The organism is Variovorax sp. GW821-FHT10C12, from assembly GCF_059415405.1.
The window spans coordinates 1,749,981-1,761,984 of record NZ_JBWKNE010000001.1; the positions used below are offsets into that span (position 1 = coordinate 1,749,981).

Genomic DNA, 12,004 nt, shown 5'->3' on the forward strand with positions numbered 1-12,004 from the left:
GTGTGTTTTCCTCCCGTGTGTTTCTGTCTGTGTGGGTTCGGGGTTCAGTCCTGCACCCACGGCAGGCCATGGAAGCGCCAGCCGTCGGAACCGCCGCGATGCTGCCTCGCATCGATCTCGCCCTCGAAGCCTTCGAGCACGTTGAACACCTGCGTGAAGCCGGCCTTGGCAGCGGCTTCGGCCGCCAGCGCGGAGCGCTTGCCGCTGCGGCACAGCAGCAGCACCACGGCCTCCTTGCCGCCGTCCTTGGCCACCTTGGCTTCGAGCTCGCGCACGAAGCGCGGGTTGCGGGTGAGCGCGGTGCCCGTGGCCCAGGCCACGTGCAGGCTGTCGGGCACGTGGCCGACGAACTTGCGCTCTTCGCCGGAGCGCACGTCCACGAGCAGGGCCTGGCCGTCCTGCACCAGCTGCCAGGCCACGGGGGGCGTCACGCCGCCGGCGTAGGGCCAGCCGGCTTCGGCTGCCTGTGCGCGCGCTTGCTCCAGCGCTTCAGGCAAGACGACGAGTTCTTCAACTTCCAATGACATGCTTTGCGACTCCTGCTGTGCGTTGTATACGCCTTGATGGCGATGACCACCACTGTAGGAGCGGCACGCCTAAGCTCAAACAACCGAAAAGTCGATTCCTAACAACCTTCCGATCTATAGATCGCCATCGCGGTCATCGGCCTCCCGCAAAATAGCCGAGCACCAGCAACAGCAACAGCAAGGACAACCTGTGAGCGAAACCATCCCGGACCCCGAAATGGTCCTGTGCATTCCCGGCCCCTGGACAGATGCCACAGACCTGATCCGCCGTCTTGCCAGGGACAGGACGGGCTACCTGTTCGCCGGCCGCATCCTGATGTGCATGGAGACGCGCTTCAAGTGCGAGTTGGTATTGGAAGGTCCGGACGATCGGATGCTCAAGGCATTTGAAGCTTCCGGCCCTCACTGGCGTGGCACAACTGAAATGGCAGCCATCGCAGATCACAGTTCTGTCGTCTACTTGGTCGGATCGGGTGGAAGCCAACAGAACGCCGAATCGCTCATGCGTGCCGGCGCCGCGCTACTTCGCGCCGGTGGACTCGGCGTGAAGGTCGAGAGCACGGGTCTTTCGTACAAGCCCGCCGATTGGCACGAACACTGCGAGAACCTTCACCTCTTCTTCGCGCACAGGGCGCTCGTGGTCTATCTCACAGGTGCAGACGTCTGCTCCTGCGGCATGCACAACCTCGGTCTGAAAGACGCCGCAACGCCGAGTCGAAACGACCCCGCTGCTGCCACTGAGTTGCTGCGCGTTTTCACTCAATACCTGTTCACCGAATCCCCCTCCATCCGAGCGGGCCAAACTTTCTCGGTCGACGAGGACGCACCGGTCTACCGAATCGAAGAGCAAGACAGTCAGAACTACGACAAGGACTCGCTCTTTCACAATCCGTATGGCATCTGGCGACTGGTTCCGCTAGAAGGCTGACAAGAAAAAACCCGGTACCAGAAAGGCACCGGGTCGTCGCACGCCCGAGGGTCCGTCAGAGCTTGGCGATCGAAACTTCGGTCGACTTCACGAGTGCGACCACGTCGGAGCCCACCTTCAGCTGCAGCTCGTCGACCGAGCGCGTGGTGATGACGGAGGTGACGATGCCCCAGGCGGTTTCGACATCGACTTCGGAGACGACGTCGCCGCGGATGATCTCGCGGACCTTGCCCTTGAACTGGTTGCGGACGTTGATGGCTTGGATGGACATGGTGATTTCTCTTTCAGGGTTGACAGGGGTTGTGAGTGAAAACGGCCGACGCTCAGACGATCTCGGCCACGTCGTCGAACGCCAGCCGGGGCCCGCGTTCGAAGGTGCCGGCGTGGTCGGCCACGCCGAGGTTGACGAGGAAGTTCGCGCGATAGCGGCCGTCGGGGAAGAAGGCCTTGTCGATCAGGTCGGCGTTGAAGCCCGATTGCGGGCCCGCGTCGAGCCCGAGCGAACGCGCCGCCAGGATCAGGTAGGCGCCCTGCAGGCTGCTGTTGCGAAAGGCCGTGGCCTGCGCGGCTTCGGCGCTCTTCTCGAAGAAGGGCTTGGCGTCGTAGGCCGGGAACTGCGTGGGCAGGTGCTCGTAGAAGCGCGTGTCGTGCGCCACGATCACCGTCACGCCGGCCTGCAGCGTCTGCGCGGTGTTGCCCGCGGACACGGCCGGCTTCAGCTTCGCCTTGGCCTCCTCGCTGCGCACGAACACGTAGCGCGCGGGCTGGGCGTTGTAGGCGGTCGGGCCCCACTTCACGAGGTCGTAGAGCTGGTGGATCAGCGCGTCGGTCACGGGCACCGGCTTGAAGGCGTGCACGGTGCGCGCCTTGCGGAACAGCTGGTCCAGCGCGGCGTCAGGGATGGCTTGCAATGTGGTCATGTCTTGGAACGCTGTGTCAGTTCGATGCGGCGGCCAGCGCCTGGTCGAGGTCGGCGATCAGGTCGTCGATGTGCTCGATGCCCACCGACAGGCGCACCGTGTCTTCCGTGACGCCGGCGCGGGCCAGTTCTTCGGGCGACAGCTGGCGGTGCGTGGTCGATGCGGGGTGCGTGGCCAGCGAGCGCACGTCGCCGATGTTCACCAGCCGCGTGAAGAGCTTCAGCGCGTCGAGGAACTTCGCCCCGCCCTCGCGACCCGCGCCGATGCCGAAGGTCAGCACGCCGCTGGACTTGCCGCCGAAGTACTTCTTCGCCAGCGGGTAGTCGGCATGGTCTTCGAGCGCGGCGTAGTTCACCCAGTTGACGGCCTTGCTCTGCTTCAGATGCTGCGCCACCGCCAGTGCATTGCTGCTGATGCGGTCCATGCGCAGCGCCAGCGTCTCGATGCCCTGCAGGATCAGGAAGGCGTTGAACGGCGAGATGGCCGCGCCCGTGTTGCGCAGCGGCACCACGCGCGCACGGCCGATGTAGGCGGCCGGGCCCAGCGCCTCGGTGTAGACCACGCCGTGGTAGCTCACGTCGGGCTCGTTCAGACGCTTGAAGCGCTCCTTGTGCTCGGCCCACGGGAACTTGCCCGAGTCGACGATGGCGCCGCCGATGCTGGTGCCGTGGCCGCCCAGGTACTTGGTGAGCGAGTGCACCACGATGTCGGCGCCGTGCTCGATGGGTCGGCTCAGGTACGGCGAGGGCACGGTGTTGTCGACGATGAGCGGTACGCCGTGGCGGTGCGCGATCTCGGCGATGGCCGCGATGTCGGTCACGTTGCCCGCCGGGTTGCCCAGCGACTCGACGAACACCGCCTTCGTGCGCTCGTCGAACAGCTTCTCGAAGCTGCTCGGGTCGCGATGGTCCGCGAAGCGCGTGGTGATGCCGAACTGCGGCAGCGTGTGCGCGAACAGGTTGTAGGTACCGCCGTACAGCGCCGTGCTGCTGATGATGTTGTCACCGGCCTCGGCGATGGTCTGAATCGCGTAGGTCACGGCCGCCTGGCCCGAGGCCAGCGCCAGCGCGGCGATGCCGCCTTCGAGCGCGGCCACGCGCTGCTCCAGCACGTCCTGCGTCGGGTTGTTGATGCGGGTGTAGATGTTGCCCGGCACCTTCAGGTCGAACAGGTCCGCGCCGTGCTGCGCGCTGTCGAAAGCGTAGGCCACGGTCTGGTAGATCGGCGGCGCGACCGCGCGGGTGGTCGGCTCGGGCGAATAGCCGGCGTGGACCGACAGGGTTTCGAATTTCCAGTTCTGCGACATGCGACTGCCTTTCAAAGGGGGAATGGATGAAACGACTCAGATCGCCCAGCGCAAGGCATGGGCTTGAGGCGTGAGCCAGCTGGCATCGGTGCTTTCCACATCGGTCTCTTCGGACTTCTGCAGCACCCGGTCGAGGATTCGTTTTTCGATCGCGGCAAAGGCCGGGTCGCCCTGCGAGCGCGGGCGGGCCAGCGCGATGTTCTCGTCGAGCGCGATGCGGCCGTCCTCGATGAGGATCACGCGGTCGGCCAGCGCCACAGCTTCCTGCACGTCGTGCGTCACCAGCAGCGCGGTGAAGCGGTGGCGCTGCCAGAGGTTCTCGATGAGGCGGTGCATCTCGATGCGCGTGAGCGCGTCGAGCGCGCCCAGCGGCTCGTCGAGCAGCAGCAGGCGTGGGTGGTGCACCAGCGCGCGCGCCAGGGCCACGCGCTGGCGCTGCCCGCCCGACAGGCGCGCCGGCCATTCGTTCTCGCGGTCGGCCAGGCCGACCTGCGCGAGCACTTCCTTGCCGCGCGCCTTGGCATCGTTCGGCAGGCCCAGCGTCACGTTGTCGAGCACGCGGCGCCACGGCAACAGGCGCGCTTCTTGGAACATGATGCGCGTGTCGTCGTGCAGGCCGCTCACGGCCTTGCCGTCGGTGTAGAGGCCGCCGGAAGTGGCTTCTTCCAGGCCCGCGATGAGCCGCAGCAGCGTGCTCTTGCCGCAGCCACTGCGCCCGACGATGGCGATGAACTGGCCCGGCTCGATGGTCAGCTGCGTGTTGCGCAGCACCTCGCGCGCGCCGTAGCGCTTGTGCAAGCCGCGCGCCTCGAGGCGCACGCCGCCGGCAATGGCTTGGGGTTGGATGTCTTTGAGAACGGCACTCATGAATTCACGCCCCGGGGTTGAACAGCGCCACATTCAGCGCATCGATTTTTCTGGGCAGCAGCTTCTCGGCGAAGAAGGCATCGGCGATGCGCTGTTGCTCGGCCAGCCCACCGGCCACCACGGGCCGCACGGCGTAGCTGCGGCGGCTGTTGGCCTGCTCGATGGTCGGGGCGTCGAGCCCCCACACGGGCGCCAGCAGGGCCGCGGCTTCCTTGGGGTGCTGCTTGACCCACTTGCCGGTCTTCTCCAGCTCGGCGTAGACCACGCGCAGAACGTCGGGCCGCGCCTTCGCGAACTTGGTGCTCGCCAGGTAGTAGCGCTGGTACGACGCAATGCCTGCGCCATCGGCCAGGATGCGCACCTTCGACTGGCGCTGCGCGGCGGCCAGGAACGGGTCCCACACCACCCAGGCGTCGATGGCGCCGCGCTCGAAGGCGGCGCGGCCGTCGGCCGGCGTGAGGTAGGCGGGCTCGATGTCCTTGAACGAGAGGCCGGCCTTCTCCAGCGCGGCGATCAGCAGGTAGTGCGCGCCAGCCGCCTTCGCGAAACCGACCTTCCTGCCCTTGAGATCGGCCACGGTCTTGAGCGGCGACTCGTCGCGCACGACGATGGCCTGCGCGGCCGGCGACGGCGCCTCCTGCGCCAGAAAGGTCAGGTCGGCACCGGCGGCCTGTGCGAACACGGGCACGGTGTCGGCCACGTCGGCGCTGATGTCGAGGTTGTCGAGGTTCAGTGCCTCGAGCAGCGGGAGGCCGCTGGTGAACTCGTGCCAGCTCAGCGAAACGTTGAGCGGTGCGAGCTGCTTCTCGAGCGTGCCCTGCACCTTCAGCAGTGCGATCAGCGTGGACGACTTCTGGTAGCCGAAGCGCACCGTGACGGGCCGTTGTTGCTGCGCCAGGACGGCACCGGCACTCAGCGCGCCCAGCGTCGCCAGAGCGGTACGGCGATTGATGAGGATGTGGTTCATGTGCCCTGCCCTCACTTCGCCGGCTTCTTCTGGTAGCCCGGGTGCCAGCGCAGCCACCATTGCTCCAGGCCGCGTGCAAACAGGTCGGCCAACTTGCCGAGCAGCGCGTACAACAGGATGCCCACGAGCACGATGTCGGTCTGCAGGAACTCGCGGGCGTTCATCGTGAGGTAGCCGATGCCGGCCTGCGCCGAGATGGTCTCGGCCACGATGAGGATCACCCACATCAGGCCCAGCGAAAAACGCAGCCCCACGAGGATCGACGACAGCGCGCCCGGCAGGATCACCTCGCGGTACAGCTGCCAGCGCGACAGGCCGTAGGTGCGCCCCATCTCGATGAGCTGCGGATCGACGTTGCGAATGCCGTGGAAGGTGTTCAGGTAGATCGGGAAGAACACCGACACCGAGATCAGGAAGAGCTTGGCCGATTCGTCGATGCCGAACCACAGGATCACCAGCGGAATGAGCGCCAGCGCCGGGATGTTGCGCACCATCTGGATGGTGGAGTCGAGCAGCGTTTCGAAGAACTTCACCGAGCCCGTGAGCAGGCCCAATGCCAGCCCCGCGCCACCGCCGATGGCCAGCCCCGCGAGCGCACGGCCCGCACTCACCTTCACATGCGTCCAGAGCTCGCCGGACACGGTGAGCGACCATGCGGCCTTGACCACGTCCAGCGGTGCCGGCAGCACGCGCGTCGAGAGCCAGCCCAGCGACGAGGCGATCTGCCAGACGACGATCAGCCCCACGGGCACCAGCCACGGGATGAGCCGCTTCGCGACGTTGAGGCCGAAGCCTCGCAGCGCGCTGCCTGCATCGCTTGTGTTCGATGCCGGCGCCACGGCCGGCAGTTCCTGTACTTGTTCGGTCATGCGTGTCCTCAGCTTTGCGAGACGAGGCGCGAGGGCGCGTCGAGGTTGGCTACGACCTCGCCGAAGGGGCCGCTCAGGGAGCCGCCTGCGAGTTGCGTCTTCGCCTTGCGCGAGAGCAGCGGGAACACCAGCTCGGCGAAGCGGTAGGCCTCTTCGAGGTGCGGGTAGCCCGAGAAGATGAACTTGTCGATGCCCAGCGCCGCGTACTCCTCGATGCGCGCCGCCACGGTCTTGGCGTCGCCGACCAGCGCCGTGCCCGCGCCCCCGCGCACCAGGCCCACGCCGGCCCAGAGGTTGGGCGCAATCTCCAGGTCGGCGCGCCCGCGCTTGGCGCCGCCGGCGTGCAACGCGGCCATGCGGCGCTGGCCTTCGGAATCCATGCGCGCAAAGGCGGCCTGGGCGCGCGCGACGGTCTCGTCATCGACGCGGCTGATGAGTTCTTCGGCGGCCTTCCAGGCGGCGTCCTCGGTCTCGCGCACGATCACGTGCAGGCGGATACCGAACTGCACGCTGCGGCCCTGGCGTTCGGCGCGGGCGCGCACGTCGGCGATCTTTTTCGACACCTCCGCGGGCGGCTCGCCCCAGGTGAGGTAGGCGTCGACCTGCTCGGCGGCCAGGTCGTGCGCCGCGGCCGACGAGCCGCCGAACCACACGGGCGGATACGGTTTCTGCACCGGCGGAAACAGCAGCCGCGCGCCCTTCACGCTCAGGTGCTTGCCCTCGTAGTCGTAGGTGCCGGTCTCGTGGCTGCGCGCAATGATCTCGCGCCAGATGCGGATGAACTCGGCCGACTGCTCGTAGCGCGCCGCATGGTCGAGGTACACGCCGTCGCCTTCCAGCTCGGCCTGGTCGCCGCCGGTGACGAGGTTCACGAGCAGGCGCCCGCCCGAGAGCCGGTCGAAGGTCGCGGCCATGCGCGCGGCCAGGCTGGGCTGGTGCAGGCCGGGGCGCACCGCCACCAGAAACTTGAGCTTCTTCGTCGCGCCGATCAGGCTGGACGCGATCACCCACGGGTCTTCGCAGGAGCGGCCGGTGGGAATCAGCACGCCTTCATAGCCGAGGTGGTCGGCCGCGCCGGCGATCTGCTGCAGGTACGGCAGGTCGACGGCGCGCGCGCCTTCGCTCGTGCCGAGGTAACGGCTGTCGCCGTGCGTGGGGAGGAACCAGAAGATCTGCATCGGAAACTCTCGATCGTTCGTTGGCTTGCCCGTTCAGACGGCAAGCAGGAAAGGAAGGCGGCGCGCCGCGGACACGACACCCCAGGCGCGCGCCGTGATGGCCAGCACCTGGCCGGCGCGTTCGTGCAGCGCAGTCGACAACACGGCGGCCATCACGCGATCCCCGCGCCGGCGGCTTCGAGCACGTTGATCTTTTTGGGAATCAGCTTGAGCGCGAAGAAGGTGTCGGCGATCTGCTGCTGCTCGGCCAGGATGGCCTTGGTGATCGGGCCGGTGCCGTAGGCGGTGCGGCCCTGCGACAGGTCGGCCACGGCCTTGGGCAAGCCCCAAATGGCCGACAGCTCGGTCGCCAGTTCGTTGCGGTGGGCGGCGCCCCACTGGTCGATCTTGTTGACCTCTTCGATCGCGATGGCCAGCACGTCGGCGTTCTTCGCCACGTAGTCGAGCGACGAGAAGTAGTAGGCGCGGTTGCCGACCACGCCCACGGCGTCGGCCAGGATGCGTGCGTCGAGCGACTGCTGCGCGGCGGCCAGGAACGGGTCCCAGATCACCCAGGCGTCGACCGAACCCTTTTCGAAGGCGGCGCGCGCGTCGGCCGGCGGCAGGTAGACCAGGTTCAGGTCGCTGTACGCCAGGCCGTGCTTCTCGAACAGCTTGACGATGAAGTAGTGGACGTTCGAGCCCTTGTTGAGCGCGATCTTCTTGCCCTTGAGGTCGGCCACGGTCTGGATGGCCGAGCCCTTGGGCACCAGCACCGCCTCGGTCTTCGGGCGCGGCACCGTGGCGCCCACGTAGGCCAGCGGCGCGCCGGCGGCTTGGGCGAAGATGGGCGGCGCTTCGCCGACGTCGCCGAAGTCGATCGAGCCGACGTTCAGCGCCTCGAGCTGCACCGGGCCGGCCGTGAACTCGGTCCACTTCACGGTGGCGCCCAGAGGTGCGAGCCGCTTCTCGAGCGTGCCGCGGGCCTTGAGCACGCTCAGGTAGCCCTTCTGATGGCCGATGCGCAACTGGCGCGCGGGGGCCTGCGCCAGGGCGGCGAACGACGACGGCAGCGCGAGGGCGGCGGCTGCGCCCTGGAGCAGGCGGCGTCGGGGAATGGCAATGCGGGTCATGGAATGGGGTCCTTCGAATCTGTTCAGGGCTGGGCCGTGACGACCGCGTCGCTGACCTTGATGGGCTTGGGAATGAGCTTCAGTGCGAAGAAGGTGTCGGCGATCTGCTGCTGGTCGGCCGCGACGGCGGCGGTGATCGGCTTCACGTTGAACTCGTAGCGGCGCAGCGCCAGCTCGACCACGTCCACGGGCAGGCCCTGCAGCGGCGCGATCAGCTCGGCGGCCTGGCGCAGGTTCTTCTTGAGCCAGATGCCTTGCTCCACCGAATCGGCGAACAGCGCGTCGATCACCTGCGGGTGCTTCTTCACGAAGCCGCGCTCGCCCAGGTAGTACTGGTAGTTGTTGACCACGTCAGGCGCGCCATCGGCCAGCACGCGGGCGCCGGTGGCTTTCTCCGCGGCGGCCTGGAACGGGTCCCAGATCACCCAGGCGTCGACGTTCTTGCTCTCGAAGGCGGCACGGCCGTCGGCGGGTGCGAGGTACACGGGCTGGATGTCGGAGAGCTTCAGGCCGTTCTTCTCGAGCTGCTTCACGAGCAGGTAGTGCACGTTGCTGCCCTTGTTGAGCGCGACCTTCTTGCCCTTGAGGTCGGCCACGGAGCGGATGGGCGAATCCTTGGTGACCAGGATGGCCTCGGCGCGCGGCGCGGCCGGGTCGTAGCCGAAGTAGACGAACTTCGCCCCCGCGGCCTGCGCGAAGATGGGCGGCGCCTCGCCGACATAGCCCACGTCGACCGCGCCGACGTTCAGCCCTTCGAGCAGCTGCGGGCCCGCCGGGAACTCGACCCACTTCACGCCGAAGCCCAGCGGCGACAGCTTCTTCTCGAGCGTGCCCTGCGCCTTCTGCAGCACGAACAGGCTGGCCGACTTCTGGTAGCCGATGCGCAGCTCGCCCCTGGCCTTCGTCTGCGTCTGGGCGTGTGCCGAAGCGGCGGAGATGAAGCTCACGATGAGCGCGATGGCGGTGACGACGATGGCGCTGATGGCCAGGTCGCGCAGCGCCTGCCAGAAGGAGCGCGGCGCGACTTCGAACACGGAGTCTTCGGGAGCGACGGGGTTCATGCGGAATCCTTGGTGCAAAAACGTGAGGCAAAGCGATCCCCCGGCCGCACACAAGCGGCTTTGAAAAACGGGGAACGGAAAAAGGTCTGGCCGGGGCCGGGTTCAGCGGGGAACCCGGTCGTCAAACGCTACATCGCACACGGGAGAAAGGAACCGGCTCGAAGCCGTGCGTGGCCGGCAGCTTCAGGCCTTCGGTCGCGAGCACCTCGACGGCCTCGTTCAGGCGCTCTGCCAGGTCGTGGTGCACCTGGTAGGCGTTCTCGGGCGTCAGCGCGATCTGCGAGTCGCTCGCGTAGACGCCCGGCAGGATGTGGCGCGCCGACAGCGACTGCAGCACGGGGCGCAGTGCGTAGTCGAGCGCGAGCATGTGGTGCGGGCTGCCGCCGGTGGCCAGCGGCAGCACCGTCTTGCCCTTGAGCGCGTTCTGCGAGAGCAGGTCGAGAAAGACCTTCAGCACGCCGCTGTAGGCCGCCTTGTAGACCGGCGTGGCCACCACGATCACGCGGGCCGCCGCCACCTGGGCAATGGCTCGCTCGATGGCCGGATGCGCCCACTCGGCCAGCAGCAGCGCCTGCGCCGGCAGGTCGCGGATCGCGAGCCGCTCGATGCGCGCATGGCGTTGGGCCAGCCGCTCGCCCACCGCGTCGAGCAAGGCGGTGGAGCGAGAGGGGGCCGAAGGGCTGCCGGCAATCAGGAGAACGGACACGAGAAACTTTCGTTGGGCTTCAGGAGAAATTCAGGGCGAAGCGATCCCCGGCGCCCTCCCACGGGGTGCCACCAGCGATCGATTCCGGAAGAGCTGCGCTTACTTCTGCTTGGGCGCGTAGATCTGGTCGAAGGAGCCGCCGTCGGCGAAGTGCTCCTTGTCCGCCTTCGCCCAGCCACCGAAGGCCTGGTCGATGGTCACCAGCGTCAGCTTGGGGAACTGCTTGTCGTACTTGGCCTTGGCCTTGTCAGACGTCGGGCGGTAGAAGTTGCGGCCCGCGATGTCCTGGCCTTCGTCGGAGTACAGGTACTTCAGGTACTCCTCGGCCACGGCGCGCGTGCCCTTCTTGTCGACCACCTTGTCGACCACCGCCACGCTGGGCTCGGCCAGGATGGAGATGGACGGCACGACGATCTCGAACTTCTCGGGCCCGAACTCCTTCAGCGCCAGGAAGGCTTCGTTTTCCCAGGCCAGCAGCACGTCGCCCACGCCGCGCTGCACGAAGGTGATGGTCGAGCCGCGCGCGCCGGTGTCGAGCACGGGCACGTTCTTGTACAGGTTGCCGACGAATTCCTTGGCCTTCGCTTCACCGCCGTACTTGCGCTTGGCGAATTCCCAGGCCGCGAGGTAGTTCCAGCGGGCGCCGCCCGAGGTCTTGGGGTTGGGGGTGATCACCTGCACGCCGGGTTTGACCAGGTCGTCCCAGTCCTTCAAGCCCTTGGGGTTGCCCTTCTTCACCAGGAACACGATGGTCGAGGTGTAGGGGGCCGAGTTGTGCGGCAGGCGCTTTTGCCAGTCGGCCTTGACGAGGCCGCCATGCGTGGCCAGGGCGTCGATGTCGCCGCCCAGCGCCAGCGTGGCCACGTCGGAATCGATGCCGTCGATGATCGAACGCGCCTGCTTGCCCGAACCGCCGTGCGACTGCTTGACGCTCACGTCCTGGCCGGTCTTGGCCTTCCAGTACTTGGCGAAGGCCTGGTTGTAGTCCACGTACAGCTCGCGGGTCGGGTCGTACGACACGTTCAGCAGCGTCACGGGGCCCTTGGCACCCGCCGCGCCCTGCGAAAACGACGGCAATGCCGACAGGGCCAAGGCACCGGCCACGCCGGCACCCAGGGAAAGCTTGATAAAGTCGCGGCGAAGGCTCATGGTGTCTTGCTCTTAAAAAGGCATATCAATGAAGCCACGTATTCTGAATACGACATATAGGAACTGGAACGACCAAGTTTTCAGTTCTTAATAGCCAAATCAACTAAGCAACCGCTTTCCCCCACAAGAGGCAATCAAATGGCACGCATGGTTCAGTGCATCAAGCTCGGCAAAGAGGCCGAAGGACTCGACTTTCCGCCGTACCCCGGCGACCTGGGCAAGCGCCTGTGGGAAAACGTCAGCAAGGAAGCCTGGGCCGCCTGGCTCAAGCAACAGACCATGCTGGTCAATGAAAACCGGCTGAACCTGGCCGACCTGCGCGCCCGCCAGTACCTGGCCCGCCAGATGGAAAAGCACTTCTTCGGCGAAGGCGCCGACGTGGCGCAAGGCTACGTTCCCCCTCCTGCGGCCTGA

General features: G+C 66.8%; 14 protein-coding genes. 2 read left to right on the forward strand and 12 right to left on the reverse strand.

Going from position 1 to position 12,004, the window contains the following annotated elements:
* Positions 1-44: 44 nt before the first annotated feature.
* A complete protein-coding gene (locus AC07OH_RS08290) occupies positions 45-527 on the reverse strand; it encodes a rhodanese-like domain-containing protein (RefSeq protein ID WP_495300261.1) in 483 nt (160 codons plus the stop codon).
* A gap of 190 nt (positions 528-717) precedes the next feature.
* Between AC07OH_RS08290 and AC07OH_RS08295 the strand changes: the two genes are divergently transcribed.
* Positions 718-1,455, forward strand: coding sequence for a DUF4261 domain-containing protein (locus AC07OH_RS08295; protein WP_495300262.1), 738 nt, complete (start codon positions 718-720; stop codon positions 1,453-1,455).
* Between the two features lie 55 nt (positions 1,456-1,510).
* Here AC07OH_RS08295 and AC07OH_RS08300 read toward each other — a convergent pair whose 3' ends face one another.
* The 11 genes from AC07OH_RS08300 to AC07OH_RS08350 all read right to left on the reverse strand — a co-directional run bounded on the left by AC07OH_RS08300 (position 1,511) and on the right by AC07OH_RS08350 (position 11,590).
* Positions 1,511-1,726, reverse strand: coding sequence for a TOBE domain-containing protein (locus tag AC07OH_RS08300; RefSeq protein WP_007829250.1), 216 nt, complete (start codon positions 1,724-1,726; stop codon positions 1,511-1,513).
* A 52-nt stretch (positions 1,727-1,778) separates the two neighbouring features.
* Complete coding sequence (locus AC07OH_RS08305; protein ID WP_495300263.1) at positions 1,779-2,375, reverse strand: malonic semialdehyde reductase; 597 nt, start codon at positions 2,373-2,375, stop codon at positions 1,779-1,781.
* Positions 2,376-2,391: 16 nt separating this feature from the next.
* Positions 2,392-3,681, reverse strand: a complete 1,290-nt coding sequence (locus AC07OH_RS08310; protein ID WP_062470023.1) for an O-acetylhomoserine aminocarboxypropyltransferase/cysteine synthase family protein — start codon at positions 3,679-3,681, stop codon at positions 2,392-2,394.
* Between the two features lie 36 nt (positions 3,682-3,717).
* Entirely contained in the window at positions 3,718-4,548 is an 831-nt protein-coding gene (locus AC07OH_RS08315; RefSeq protein ID WP_095745458.1) for an ATP-binding cassette domain-containing protein, read from the reverse strand.
* 4 nt (positions 4,549-4,552) lie between these two features.
* Positions 4,553-5,515, reverse strand: coding sequence for an aliphatic sulfonate ABC transporter substrate-binding protein (locus AC07OH_RS08320; protein WP_495300264.1), 963 nt, complete (start codon positions 5,513-5,515; stop codon positions 4,553-4,555).
* 11 nt (positions 5,516-5,526) lie between these two features.
* Positions 5,527-6,384: an aliphatic sulfonate ABC transporter permease SsuC gene (ssuC, locus tag AC07OH_RS08325; protein ID WP_159271671.1), complete on the reverse strand. Its 858-nt coding sequence runs from the start codon at positions 6,382-6,384 to the stop codon at positions 5,527-5,529.
* Between the two features lie 8 nt (positions 6,385-6,392).
* Positions 6,393-7,562, reverse strand: coding sequence for an FMNH2-dependent alkanesulfonate monooxygenase (ssuD, locus tag AC07OH_RS08330; protein WP_070060840.1), 1,170 nt, complete (start codon positions 7,560-7,562; stop codon positions 6,393-6,395).
* 152 nt (positions 7,563-7,714) lie between these two features.
* Positions 7,715-8,674 (reverse strand): sulfonate ABC transporter substrate-binding protein, encoded by a 960-nt coding sequence (locus tag AC07OH_RS08335; RefSeq protein ID WP_447744482.1) that lies wholly within the window; start codon positions 8,672-8,674, stop codon positions 7,715-7,717.
* A 23-nt stretch (positions 8,675-8,697) separates the two neighbouring features.
* The gene (locus AC07OH_RS08340) at positions 8,698-9,735 is read right to left on the reverse strand and encodes a sulfonate ABC transporter substrate-binding protein (RefSeq protein ID WP_159271669.1); all 1,038 of its coding nucleotides are present in this window, start codon (positions 9,733-9,735) and stop codon (positions 8,698-8,700) included.
* A gap of 121 nt (positions 9,736-9,856) precedes the next feature.
* Positions 9,857-10,441, reverse strand: coding sequence for an NADPH-dependent FMN reductase (gene ssuE / locus AC07OH_RS08345; RefSeq protein WP_070060842.1), 585 nt, complete (start codon positions 10,439-10,441; stop codon positions 9,857-9,859).
* A 99-nt stretch (positions 10,442-10,540) separates the two neighbouring features.
* On the reverse strand, positions 10,541-11,590 hold the full coding sequence (locus AC07OH_RS08350) for a sulfate ABC transporter substrate-binding protein (protein WP_095948675.1): 1,050 nt from the start codon (positions 11,588-11,590) through the stop codon (positions 10,541-10,543).
* Between the two features lie 138 nt (positions 11,591-11,728).
* Here AC07OH_RS08350 and AC07OH_RS08355 point away from each other — a divergent pair, with 138 nt between their 5' ends.
* Complete coding sequence (locus tag AC07OH_RS08355; protein ID WP_013541095.1) at positions 11,729-12,004, forward strand: oxidative damage protection protein; 276 nt, start codon at positions 11,729-11,731, stop codon at positions 12,002-12,004.

Coding starts and splice junctions, on each gene's coding strand:
- AC07OH_RS08290 (WP_495300261.1), bottom strand. CDS start 527: ATGTCATTGGAAGTTGAAGAACTCGTCGTCTTGCCTGAAGCGCTGGAG.
- AC07OH_RS08300 (WP_007829250.1), bottom strand. CDS start 1,726: ATGTCCATCCAAGCCATCAACGTCCGCAACCAGTTCAAGGGCAAGGTC.
- AC07OH_RS08305 (WP_495300263.1), bottom strand. CDS start 2,375: ATGACCACATTGCAAGCCATCCCTGACGCCGCGCTGGACCAGCTGTTC.
- AC07OH_RS08310 (WP_062470023.1), bottom strand. CDS start 3,681: ATGTCGCAGAACTGGAAATTCGAAACCCTGTCGGTCCACGCCGGCTAT.
- AC07OH_RS08315 (WP_095745458.1), bottom strand. CDS start 4,548: ATGAGTGCCGTTCTCAAAGACATCCAACCCCAAGCCATTGCCGGCGGC.
- AC07OH_RS08320 (WP_495300264.1), bottom strand. CDS start 5,515: ATGAACCACATCCTCATCAATCGCCGTACCGCTCTGGCGACGCTGGGC.
- ssuC (WP_159271671.1), bottom strand. CDS start 6,384: ATGACCGAACAAGTACAGGAACTGCCGGCCGTGGCGCCGGCATCGAAC.
- ssuD (WP_070060840.1), bottom strand. CDS start 7,562: ATGCAGATCTTCTGGTTCCTCCCCACGCACGGCGACAGCCGTTACCTC.
- AC07OH_RS08335 (WP_447744482.1), bottom strand. CDS start 8,674: ATGACCCGCATTGCCATTCCCCGACGCCGCCTGCTCCAGGGCGCAGCC.
- AC07OH_RS08340 (WP_159271669.1), bottom strand. CDS start 9,735: ATGAACCCCGTCGCTCCCGAAGACTCCGTGTTCGAAGTCGCGCCGCGC.
- AC07OH_RS08350 (WP_095948675.1), bottom strand. CDS start 11,590: ATGAGCCTTCGCCGCGACTTTATCAAGCTTTCCCTGGGTGCCGGCGTG.
- AC07OH_RS08355 (WP_013541095.1), top strand. CDS start 11,729: ATGGCACGCATGGTTCAGTGCATCAAGCTCGGCAAAGAGGCCGAAGGA.